This is a genomic window from Nostoc sp. UIC 10890, from assembly GCF_054786515.1.
In genome coordinates this window covers 281,304-293,138 of sequence record NZ_JBSGKF010000002.1, presented here as the reverse complement: position 1 = coordinate 293,138, position 11,835 = coordinate 281,304, and the positions used below count along the sequence as shown (strand labels likewise).

General features: G+C 40.1%; 10 protein-coding genes and 1 pseudogene. 9 read left to right on the top strand and 2 right to left on the bottom strand.

The window, feature by feature from the left end; translation table 11 throughout:
* A pseudogene (locus tag ACWATR_RS31240) lies at positions 1 to 427 on the top strand (glycosyltransferase family 2 protein); the annotation flags it as partial.
* Positions 428 to 692: 265 nt separating this feature from the next.
* Here ACWATR_RS31240 and ACWATR_RS31235 read toward each other — a convergent pair.
* Positions 693 to 1,136 (bottom strand): hypothetical protein, encoded by a 444-nt coding sequence (locus ACWATR_RS31235; protein ID WP_069072313.1) that lies wholly within the window; start codon positions 1,134 to 1,136, stop codon positions 693 to 695.
* A gap of 148 nt (positions 1,137 to 1,284) precedes the next feature.
* Between ACWATR_RS31235 and ACWATR_RS31230 the strand changes: the two genes are divergently transcribed.
* Positions 1,285 to 1,911 carry a hypothetical protein gene (locus ACWATR_RS31230; RefSeq protein ID WP_069072312.1) on the top strand — a complete coding sequence of 209 codons (627 nt, stop codon included), beginning with the start codon at positions 1,285 to 1,287 and terminating at the stop codon, positions 1,909 to 1,911.
* Between the two features lie 423 nt (positions 1,912 to 2,334).
* Here ACWATR_RS31230 and ilvD read toward each other — a convergent pair whose 3' ends face one another.
* Entirely contained in the window at positions 2,335 to 4,026 is a 1,692-nt protein-coding gene (gene ilvD / locus ACWATR_RS31225; RefSeq protein ID WP_460341439.1) for a dihydroxy-acid dehydratase, read from the bottom strand.
* 105 nt (positions 4,027 to 4,131) lie between these two features.
* Here ilvD and ACWATR_RS31220 point away from each other — a divergent pair, with 105 nt between their 5' ends.
* From ACWATR_RS31220 to ACWATR_RS31190, 7 genes are all read left to right on the top strand, one after another.
* The gene (locus ACWATR_RS31220) at positions 4,132 to 5,016 is read left to right on the top strand and encodes a LysR family transcriptional regulator (protein WP_460341436.1); all 885 of its coding nucleotides are present in this window, start codon (positions 4,132 to 4,134) and stop codon (positions 5,014 to 5,016) included.
* A 79-nt stretch (positions 5,017 to 5,095) separates the two neighbouring features.
* The gene (locus tag ACWATR_RS31215) at positions 5,096 to 7,837 is read left to right on the top strand and encodes a DEAD/DEAH box helicase (RefSeq protein WP_460341433.1); all 2,742 of its coding nucleotides are present in this window, start codon (positions 5,096 to 5,098) and stop codon (positions 7,835 to 7,837) included.
* Positions 7,838 to 7,938: 101 nt separating this feature from the next.
* Positions 7,939 to 8,685 (top strand): hypothetical protein, encoded by a 747-nt coding sequence (locus ACWATR_RS31210; RefSeq protein WP_460341430.1) that lies wholly within the window; start codon positions 7,939 to 7,941, stop codon positions 8,683 to 8,685.
* Positions 8,686 to 8,819: 134 nt separating this feature from the next.
* Positions 8,820 to 9,839, top strand: coding sequence for an NADAR family protein (locus ACWATR_RS31205; RefSeq protein ID WP_460341427.1), 1,020 nt, complete (start codon positions 8,820 to 8,822; stop codon positions 9,837 to 9,839).
* A 51-nt stretch (positions 9,840 to 9,890) separates the two neighbouring features.
* On the top strand, positions 9,891 to 10,889 hold the full coding sequence (locus ACWATR_RS31200; protein WP_460341424.1) for a bifunctional DNA primase/polymerase: 999 nt from the start codon (positions 9,891 to 9,893) through the stop codon (positions 10,887 to 10,889).
* A 2-nt stretch (positions 10,890 to 10,891) separates the two neighbouring features.
* Positions 10,892 to 11,386, top strand: a complete 495-nt coding sequence (locus ACWATR_RS31195) for a hypothetical protein (protein ID WP_460341421.1) — start codon at positions 10,892 to 10,894, stop codon at positions 11,384 to 11,386.
* A 5-nt stretch (positions 11,387 to 11,391) separates the two neighbouring features.
* A complete protein-coding gene (locus ACWATR_RS31190) occupies positions 11,392 to 11,814 on the top strand; it encodes a hypothetical protein (protein WP_460341418.1) in 423 nt (140 codons plus the stop codon).
* The last annotated feature ends 21 nt before the right edge of the window (positions 11,815 to 11,835 follow it).

The window sequence follows — 11,835 nt, the reverse complement described above, 5'->3', positions numbered from 1 at the left end:
TGTTATTCGCCAAGGAAAGCCGTTTGTTTCGCCTAGCAATTGCTGCTCCTTACAGCAGCTTCTATGGCAACAAGAGATATTCGACAGCAATGGTTTCGTCCACTACCGAAGCAATGCTCCTAGATGGAACCCCCAGTTTCAAGTATTCGCGGACTACGAGTATTTGCTGCAATGTGCTTGCATATGGGGTGAAGGTGGCTTTGGTCTCAATAACAGCATTCTTGTTAACTATATTCAGTCTTCTATCGGTATTATTGGTAGTTCCAACTATGAGCAATGGGCAACTGAGCTATCGCTGATTGTCAGTAACCAAGCAAACTATTTCATCCTTCAGGACAATGCTGTTGAATCCTTAGAGCAACTTGTAAACACTTATAGTATTAAAGGCAAAATCTCATTAACGCCAAAAGCTTTTGCCTTTCTTTAAATCTAAAGAAGCTTGTCAACAGCGCTGAATCTAGCCTGAAGTAGAGAGTCAGGAGGCAATACGGTTCAGTTAAGGCTAAAACTCTTTGTCAAAGTCAACTTTTTTAACGTAGACGCGGAGCGGCTTGCCGCAGGCTACCGCAGAGGCGCAGAGGAAACAGAGAGAAGAGAAAAAATGCTTAACCCAAGCGTATTGGGGTTGATTGGGTAAGTTGAGCTACTAAAATGGCTTGGCTGAAAAATCCTAGACAATTGAAGAAGCAGCATCACCCCTCATACCCTACTAAATACTCCTGAACTAAAGAAAATAAAGCGATTGCCATCTGTTCAAATTTATCGCCGTCTGGATAGGGGCAAGGTACAGCCAAGTTTTTGTCATTTTGCCAGTGCTTATTGTATGGTTCTGGGTCTAATGGTGCGTAGATGAAAGTTAGCACCTGATTGCGCCACCAGCCACTTAACTGAATTAGTCTCTTTCCTGGCAACAAGTAAAAGTTAAAACTAGGATAGTAATTATTTTTGTGGAGAGGATCATAATCAATCAAACTATTTTGAAAGTAAGCTTCAAAATAAATAGCGTCTGATGAGCGATTGTAGACTCTTCCCTCCTCCTGGATAGGAGATACTTTAAAACGTAGCCAAGGGAAATGCGCTTGAGCTATTTTTATTGCCGCGAGTTCAAATTCGATGGGAATAATAACGTTATTCATTTTCTCCTTTTTGCTTTAATAACAATTTAGAAATTTTCGATTTATTCCTAACGTTTATTTTAGGGTAATATAGTCTAAAGATAAGATAACTTTGCTAAATTTTAACTGATTTTTAAGTATCCTAATAATTGAAAACATCTAATTAAATATGCCTAAAATTCAGGAGAAAGATTGTTGGTTATTTCTAGACTGCAAAGTGATGACGGGTGAACTACCAGAGAACTGCTCTAATCACGAAGTATGTAAAGCGTTAGGTTTGCCACCTCAAAATAGAATGTGTGGCATTCCTTATCAAATGTGGCTTCTTAAAATAGATCAGTTATTTAAAGTATCTACACTGGAAGTGCTTAAATCGTTAGACAGTGAAGCAAAAGAAGCAGGTTACAGTGCAGCAACTAATATTTGTTACAGTTATAAAGACTATTGTTTAACTGTTGGTAGAGATGAGTTTGGTTTTAGCCTTGATATTCCAGCCGAAGCAAGAGCTTTAGGCTTTGCTGAAGCCGAAAAAATGCCATATCAATATCGACGTGGTAAATTAGAAGTGATTAACCAAGGATGCCATTATCCGAAAAAATTTCAAGATGCAGGATGGTACAATCCTATACAATTGCCTTATTGCTATAAAACTTGTGATCAAGTGACAACGTTATTTGTGAATTTTGATATTATACATCCAGAGTATAATGAATTGAAAGCATCAGGTTGGCATCCACCTGTTTCATTAAATGTGAAAAAGTATTATGAACTGTATGGGCATGAATATTGGTATTAATTAATATTCAAAAATTTTTTGTTTCCTGTGAATACTCTAAAATGAGTGAGAGTCCAATTGGTTCTAATGCCGCAGCATAAAAGGACTTGCTTCGCTCAAAATCACTCACAACGATACCAGTGTGATCAATCACAATTGATCTCCGCTTTTTAGTTGAATTGAGACTAGATTAGTACAGTTGACCTAATCATTCAAGCCTTAATTGAGGCCATGGAGAATAGAAAAAACGTAAAAATTCTATAGCTTTAAGCTTCAAAACACAACAATTCCAAGCGGGACAGAATTTCTTCAGTTAGCGATAGCGCTCACCAAGATACTGCTTACTCGCCCAGGATAGGTCAATTCCATTCAAATCATCAAAAACTTCAACAGTCCTTGTTGTTAGTCTATTCTTAATTTTTTCGGTCTCTATATGCTTAATCACTAGTTATTGAACAAGTCTAAATCGGTCACAGCACCAATACTGCTAGAAGATACCAAAAAGGCATATTTCGCCAACACGCCTTTAGTGTAACGTGGTGCAGGAGGTTGCCAATTAGCACGACGACGAGCCAATTCTTCTTCGGATATATTCAACTGCAATAAACGAGCAGGTGCATCAATAGTAATACTATCGCCTTCTTCTACAAGGGCGATCGCACCACCAACTGCGGCTTCTGGAGCAACATGACCAACCACCATGCCGTAAGTACCGCCAGAAAAGCGTCCGTCGGTAATCAATCCCACCGCATCACCCAAGCCAGCACCGATAATTGCTGAAGTGGGAGCCAACATTTCTCGCATCCCTGGGCCGCCCTTTGGCCCTTCGTAGCGGATCACTAGAATATCACCAGCTTGAATCTTACCCGCCAGAATTGCAGCTAAAGAGGCTTCTTCCGATTCAAATACCCGTGCGGGGCCAGTAATTACAGGTTTTTTCACCCCGGTAATTTTGGCTACAGCCCCTTCTGTTGCCAGATTACCTCTGAGAATAGCTAAGTGTCCTTGAGCATACATGGGGTTATTCCAAGGACGAATCACATCTTGATTGGTGGATGGTTCTTCGGGGATGTCTGCTAATATCTCTGCAATGGTTTGACCGCTAATGGTGAGGCTATCACTGTGTAATAAGTCATGGACAAGTAACATCTTCATTACTTGGGGAATGCCACCGGCTTTGTGCAAATCTGTAGCAACATATTTACCACTAGGTTTTAAATCACACAAAACGGGAACACGGGCGCGGATTGTTTCAAAGTCATCCAGGGTTAACTCTACATTAGCAGCGCGGGCGATCGCTAAAAAATGCAATACCGCATTTGTGGAACCACCTACCGCCATAATTACAGAGATGGCATTCTCTATAGATTTGCGGGTGATAATTTGGAGGGGTAAGATTTGTTTGCGAATAGCTTCAACTAACACAAATGCCGATTTTTCCGTGCTGTCGGCTTTTTCGGCATCTTCCGCCGCCATTGTTGAGGAATAGGGTAAACTCATCCCCAACGCTTCAAATGCTGAAGACATGGTGTTAGCCGTGAACATTCCCCCACAGGAACCAGCACCAGGACAAGCCCGACCTTCAACTTCTAATAGTTCCTTTTCGTCAATTTTTCCAGCACTGTATTGACCAACAGCTTCAAAAGAACTGACAACAGTTAAATCGCGTCCGTTGTAGTGACCGGGCTTAATTGTGCCACCGTAAACGAATATTGCAGGGATATTCATCCGGGCGATCGCCAGCATTGCCCCTGGCATATTTTTATCACAGCCACCAATGGCTAGTACTCCATCCATACTTTGCCCTGTACAGGCGGTTTCAATGGAATCAGCGATGACTTCCCGCGATACTAGGGAATATTTCATCCCTTCAGTTCCCATCGAAATCCCATCGCTAATGGTAATCGTGCCGAACATTTGCGGCATCGCCCCGGCGGTTTTAATCCCCACCTCTGCTATGAGCGCCAGTTGATTTATCCCCATATTGCAGGGCGTGATGGTGCTGTAACCGTTGGCTATACCGACAATGGCTTTGTTGAAATCTTCATCTTTAAAACCAACTGCACGTAGCATAGCCCGATTAGGCGATCGCTGCACTCCTTGCGTTACAACTTGGCTTCTCAAATTCTCTGACATAGTTACATCATCCTCTGACTTGCATGTATGAGTATCATAAGTAGCAATTTTTGACATGTCCAATATATATTTATGAATATTTGAGACTTATAAAATATCAAAACTATGGAACTGCGACACCTGCGCTACTTCATTGCTGTAGCTGAGGAACTACACTTTAGTAAAGCCGCAGAGCGACTTCACATCGCTCAACCGCCCTTAAGCCAGCAAATTCAGCAGCTAGAAGCAGAACTAGGGGTAGAACTTTTTCAACGCAAAACCAAACGCCAGGTGCAGCTAACGGAAGCCGGACAAGTATTTTTGCAAGAAGCTTATCAATTATTCGCTCAACTGTCCAAGGCAATTGATCTGACTCAACGGATAGGTAGGGGTGAGAAAGGACAACTACGAGTAGGTTTCACCACCTTGGTAACTTACGATTTGCTGCCTGTGATTTTGCGGCGGTTTCGAGAACAGTTTCCAGAGGTGGAGTTAATGTTGCAGGAATTAACGACAACTCAGCAAGAAGAAGCGCTATTCAATCGCCGCATCCATGTAGGTTTTGCCCATCCACCTTTAGAAGACAACACTTTCAATCAAGAATGCATTCAGCAAGAAGAACTAATTGTAGCAATGCTCGTAACTCATTTCTTAGCTAGACAAGAAAATATTTCAGTGTGCGAGCTAAGAGACGAAAATTTTATTATGTTCCCCCGCCATTTGGGCCCCGGACTTTACGATCAAATCCTGAGTCTCTGTCAGCAAGGAAATTTCAGTCCAAAAGTGACTCAAGAAGCAATCCAAATGCAAACAATTATTGGGCTAGTGTCAGCAGGAATGGGCATTGCGATCGTACCGTCTTCTTTGCAAAATCTTCAAAGGGCTGGTGTAGTTTATCGCACTTTAGAAGAAAAAACACCATTAGTAGAAACGGCTGTAGTGTGGCGACAAGAGGATATGACACCTGTTTTACGGGAGTTTCTACAAATTGTCAGAAGTATCTGTGGTTAATTAGTCAGTTATGGCAATAACAAAAACCACTACTTTTGACTAACGCCTACCTGCTAAAACAGCAAGTAGGTAACTTTTTATGACCCAGCTTGAATGGTTACAAGCAAATAAACAGGTTTATTCTAAAGAACATGGTGTTATCCATATCGCTGCTATCATCGAGAGAAATCTTTACTTCAAAAAGGGAAGTGTAAATCAAATTATTTTCGACTGGGAGCATGAGGTAAATAGCGGTAATTTATTACCTCTTAATCAAGCACCAACAGGTAAAAGTATTCTGTACCAAGAAATAGCAGCTATTCTGGATGGTTCAGGAAAACTACAAAATTGTGATGTAATTCCGGCTCAAGAAGCTAAACTTTGTCCCATACCAGATGATATTCACCCTCTAGTTAAATATGCCCTGAGTCAGTCAGGAATTACGCAACTATACTCTCATCAAGTCGAGGCATGGGAGGCTTACAAAAAAGGGGAAGATATCATTCTCCAAACTCCTACCAGTAGTGGTAAAAGTATCTCCTTTTTAATTCCAATCATTCACGAGTGCCTAAAAGGTAAATCAGCTTTAGTATTTTTTAACTTGAAAGCACTTGCATTTGATCAGGTAGAGAAAATTCGCTCGTTTGTTAGCCACCTAGATGAAGAAATTCGCCCTAAAATTCTCAATATCAATGGTGATATTCCTCCCCAGGAGCGCAAACAACTTTACAGCCATCAACCCTCGATTTTATGCGTGACACCCGATGTATGGAACCACGAACTGAACAACTATCAGTTCGATTCAAACTGGGGATTTAGAGAAACAATCAGAAAAATTTCAATCATCGTCTGTGATGAAGCGCATTTCTATCAAGGCATATTCGGCTCACACTTTGCCCTACTTAATCGGCGAACTCAATTAATGATAGAATCTGCTGGCAATAATATTTCTAAATTACAGTACATATTCGCTTCTGCAACAATTAGTAACAGCAGCGAAATTGCCCAGAAGATATCCAATCGAGTAGAACAAAGCAACCTTGCTATTATCGACCAAAGTGGGGCAAAACGCTCGGAGATTACTTTTCTTAGCCTCAAAGCACGAAACAATACTCTTTACCAAACTGCCCAAGTTGCAGCTATGCTCGTAAGTAAAGGAATAGTCGGGATTTGTTTCTGCGATAGTAGAGAACTGGTAAAGGTTTTAACTAATGCCATTCGTAAAGCTTTAGTGGAGATGCAATTACCTCACTTGGGAGAAAGCATCTCAGCATTTTATGGCAGTATGAAGGCAAATCAGCGTAACAAAATTATTGCAGATATACAGGGCGGGAAGGTCAAGTTCATTATATCCACGAGTGCTTTAGAAGCGGGTCTGGATATCGGGTCTATCGATGCAACTATCGTACATAGTTACCCAGGCTCAATTCTTGCCTTTCGCCAAAGGGCGGGGCGTGCAGGCAGGCAAGAAGCAGGGCTATTGGTATTTATCCCGTCGAAAAGGTCGATTATGGATTCTTACTACGCCAATCACCCGGAACGCCTCTTATCTGACCCTCCAGAAATTATCAACTTTAACCACAATTATGAAACAATTTTGGAGCAGCACATTCTCGCCTGTTGCAAAGAAAGTAAACCGACACAAGCTCAAATTGCGCGGCATTTTGGTACTTCTGGCGATGCGATGGCTACGCCCGCCGCAGGCATCGCACGACAGCTAATCGGTAATAATCAACTAATTTTCAGTTATAACCAAAAACTGACAACTAATCGAAACCTTGGTTATGTCCACTCAAAAATTAAATTCAGAGGCAACACTGACCAAAATATCAGTTATATCAATCAAGATAGTGCAGAAGAATTTGAGGAAAGTTCGGCATCATCTGCGCTACGAGAAGTTTACCCTGGTGCTATATATCTTGCTCAAGACTTTGATGGCAACCCCGTACAGTATAAATCACAAGAGCTAAATTTAACCGAAGGTAAAGCAATTCTCAAGCCAATTGAAGCAACTAACTTATTTAGTCGTCCCGAAGGAAACCTAAATTTCGAGGAAATCAAAATTGCAGGGGAAGCCAAAATTATCAATCTTTCCCAAGGGGCAGCTAGATTTACACCTGTTTCAGCCAAAATCAAAGAAGAAATTTACGGGTACAACTTGTACAGGCTGGAACAAAAATGGACTTGCACTAATAACAGATGTCGCAACTTCAATTTAAATTTACCCGGACACATACAAACTTGTCCTGCTTGCAATACCCAACTTATTGAACGAGAATTTGTCGAACTCTTGGAGGAAAATAAATACAAGGAAGCATTTGCTCTTAATTACAATACATTCTGCGTTAGGGTTGAAATTAACGCTGATGCAAGAAAATATTTTTCAGCTATCGTCAAAAATCTCCGAAAAGAGATACTCAACAAACAGAAATATATTTCCAATGAAGAGAAACAAATATTTGAAAGCAATGAAACTCAGATTTGCGTTCATACTCTCGCACACCAACTCATGCTCAGTTTACCACTTGTCGAACATGGGGCAAACAGTCGAGATATCGATTTCATGTTAATCGAAGTACCATCAAATCATAAAATAGTAGGCTATTTTTTCGATACATGCGAACACGGTACAGGTATGTGCGATACTCTCATCAAGTATTTAGAAACTGCTTTTATGAAGGCAAAGTTTCTAGTAGATAATTGCCCTTGCAAATACGGCTGCTCATCTTGTACAACAATTCAACGCTGCCCTGATGATAACAAAGCACTGTTTAAATCAGTTGGGCTATCTCTACTGGAGGAAATAATCAATCCTACAAAAACAAGAACCATTAATCAATAATTAAGATAATCCTACCCAAGATGGGTAGGATTATTTTTTCAGTAATTAAACCACATACATCGCTTACGCACAAGATTTATAAAAGTTTGTGAGAATAAGCAATGTACATTGAACTATTAGCGGATTCAAGTCAAAACCCCAAACGGTTTCAAATTCTCCATGCGCCAACATATCTCCTTCTAGAAACAGATTTTAAGTTAGGAGATTTTATTGAGTCTAATAGCATTGACTTTATTATTAATCATGCTGTCAATCTAGGATATGAAGTAAAAATATCCCATCCCAAAGAGCAAGACAAGGAAAAATATACTCTCCCTCAAATTAGTGACGAGCTTGCTGATTTGATGATTAATTATCCATCAGACTTAAAATTGCGAACTAATGGGATTGTTTTTGAACAAAGGGCATATTTAATGTCTAAGGTTTACGATGAAGTATGCCAAAATCCCGAATCAAAAGCTCTCTTAAAAGAAGCCGAGTATTGGCTAATAAATTACGCACTAGAGGTAATTGCCAAACAATGCCATTACTTACCAGATATTCTGCTTAAATTAGATAACCCGGTTGTTAGAGCAATGGCAATAGATACACTCATGCTGTGGCAGCCAGACTGGAAAAAGGCTATCTCCCAATATACAGGAAGAAGATTTGAAGCTGGTAACAATGAGTTTGAGGTTATCAGCTACTATCACAATCAAAAAAAGAAGGGTAGGGAGGGAATAATGGTACTGTGCAAGGTAACAAAAACCATGAATAAATATCTTGATTTTCCTACCTTTCCTTGCAATGCAAACTGTACTCTTGGAACTTATCAAGTCGAAAATGCACTTAACCAAAGGTTGGCTTAAAACATAATCACCATCTGAAATATTAATCTCATCAAAAATCAATTACTACCAGTAAGTTACTGGTAGTAATAAAAAAGCAATTTATATACTAATGCTACGCATATCCCTTTAATCATATTTAACAATTAAAGTCAATGCAACCAAAAATTAAAAACTGGTTTTCAAATTTTGATTTGCTAGCAGAACCTATCACAGCCGATGGTATCAAATACTGGTCAGTTGAAAATTTTTTCCAAGCCCAAAAGACAACCAACCCAGAAGAACAAAAATATATTGCATCCCTTAATCCAGCTCAAGCAAAACTTGCTGGCAAAAAGATATCTCTGCGTTGCGGCTGGGAAAATATCAAAATTGCCGTCATGCTCAAAGGACTAGTCATAAAATTTCATCCTTCTGGCACATGGTATAAGGAACTAATGCTAACATACGGTGAATCACTTGTTGAGTGGAATTCCTGGGGAGATTTATTCTGGGGTGCTCCGGCTGTCGTTACCAAAGATGGTAAAGCTATTCCCACAGGAGACACTGGAGAAAACTATTTAGGCAGGCTGTTAATGTTCGTTCGCAACCACTACAAAATGGCTGAAACATTAGTCTCACCAATCAACGAGCTAGTCAGCCCAGAATTCCTTGCTAATCTTCAGAAGTGGCTGCTATCATCCCATCACTTTCCTGCTAACTATAAAGCAAAAACTTACCTGGAGAAATACAAAAACCGAGTTATCAATAACCAAACTCTTCCGTCACAACGTATCCAAATTTATATATTTGGTGACAGAGATACATCCATTACTAAACTTCCAACAGATGCGATCGCACGCCTTAACACTATTATTAATCTGGGGGCAGAAATCCACATCAGCGATGCCAGAGGTATAGACAGATTAGTGCAAGAATATCTTAAACAACAGTGCTATGAGCGCGTAACAGTTTGGCACATAAACACGGCAAAAATTCAGAATAATTTGGGGTTTAAAACCAAATCGTTTAAAGGCTCTTACATTGACATGGATAAAGAACTTTGCGATATGTGCTATTACGGACTGGCAATTGGGGGTAATTTCTACGTCAAGAGAAATATAAAAGAAATGATGGGTAGAGTTCGCATCATTCAAGTAGAACCAGAGCCAACAGAAATGAAAACCACTACATAAACTAACGCAATAAGGATGCAGGAGTCATTTAATAAAAAGCTTTATGAACTCATGCACGCCCAAATCCGTCATTTGGTATCTTCGCTTGACAACTTACCCGAAGAGTGGCGAATCGTCCCCACCTTTGGTAAACGTCCTCTAGGGAAAGAATGGGAAAAAAATACCTACTCTCCCAGAGAACTACAAGCCGAACTCGTCCGCCGCCGTCTAAAAGTTTGGACAAATAACAGATTGATCACCCCCACTGGTGTAGCCTTGGTATGCGGTTCCAATCATCCCCAAGGGTACTTAGTAGCTATTGACTGCGACGGCGAAACCTCCTGGCGACAAATTATCCAAATTAACGAACATACAGAACCAGAAGAACTTAACCAGCTAACACCCGTCGAAGCACGCGATACTCCTATGGAGTCGTTACACGATCGCGCTCAAAAATATCTCCCTCCCACAATTGCATTTACCTCTGGAAGGAAATATCGGAGCCAGCGCTTATACCTCATCCCAAATTCAAAAGCTTGGGAAGTAAAATCTCGCAAAATCAAAACTGGGAAGGATGAACAATTGGAGTTTCGAGGCAAAAACCTAGCCTCAATCCTTCCCCCCTCCTTTCATCCAGAGGGCAGAAATTACAGATGGCTTCCTGGCTGTAGTCCATCTGAGCGCCAAATAGAAATAGCCCCCGACTGGGTAATTGCTCAGATGCTTGCCAAACAGGAGAAAGCAAGAAAGTTTAACCTACCCCAAGAAAAATATAACCGCAGATATGGGGTAGACAGATACGCTCATTTAATTCCCTCAATCGAGACAAATATCCAGACTGCACTTGTACTACTTGAAGTCATACACCCTCGATTTGCAGATGATTACCACTCGTGGATTCAAGTCGGGATGGCACTTCATAGTGTTAGTCCCATTTTATTTAAAGCATGGGACACTTGGAGCCAACTTTCTCCTAAGTACAAATCAGGCGAATGCGCCTACAAATGGCAGTCTTTTAACAAGACAGGTATTACTATCCGCACCTTATTTAGATTAGCCAATCTCTCTTAATCATGAGCAGTCAAATATCACCTGACGAGAATGCAACTAACCTTGAAGACAGTTATAGCAGTAGAGATTTTAATCCTGATATTCAAGAGAATAGCGATTTAGAAGAAACATTAGATGAATTAGTAAACACTGAAGTTATAAACCAAGATTCATCTACCGAGATAGATTTAGGCAATTTTGACACAAAAACCACCTTAATAACCATTCAACTAATACCAAATTCTGAAACAGTAATTGTCTCAATTGGAATCAAAGGCGCACCTCCAATTATTAAGATAATTAACGTTGCTGAGATAACATCTCATCCTGTCATCAATAACTTGCTACAGGATTTAGAAAAATCTCTCCCAGAGATGTTAGATATCTGCAAGCAAAGGATGGAAAAGCAGACTATACATCAGAATAGACAGGAACAATCAAGACAAGTACAAAAGCGTAAACTGTCTGAAGATAAAGAGAAAACACCTACGCCTAACAACCAACTGTCACTATTTTAATTACCATGAAGTACATTGCGATTATCGAAGGACAAGAAATTTCTCTTGATGAGGCGATCGCCCAAGATGACAATACCCTCAAAACAGCGATTAGCGTCTACTTTCCAGAATATGCTAATGCCGAAATTGAACGACAAACAACTGATGATACGGTTTCAATTCGTCTGGTAAAAAAAGCAGGTAGTAAGGGAAGTGAATTCAGAGAATTGAAAAATAGTTCTGAAGAAATAAATCCTGCACTAAAGTTAGGGTGGCAGATAAAGCTTCTGGAGATAAAAAATCAAATTAGTCTCGAAAATTTAATTACCCTACAACCTGAGATAGAAAAAGCTATCAAGCTCGGTCACAATTGGGAAACCTACATTGAAAAAGTTACTCGAAGCCTTAAGCATCAACCTGCTGCCATGAGTAAATATCCCGTACTGTAATAACAAATTTATAGCCGCTAT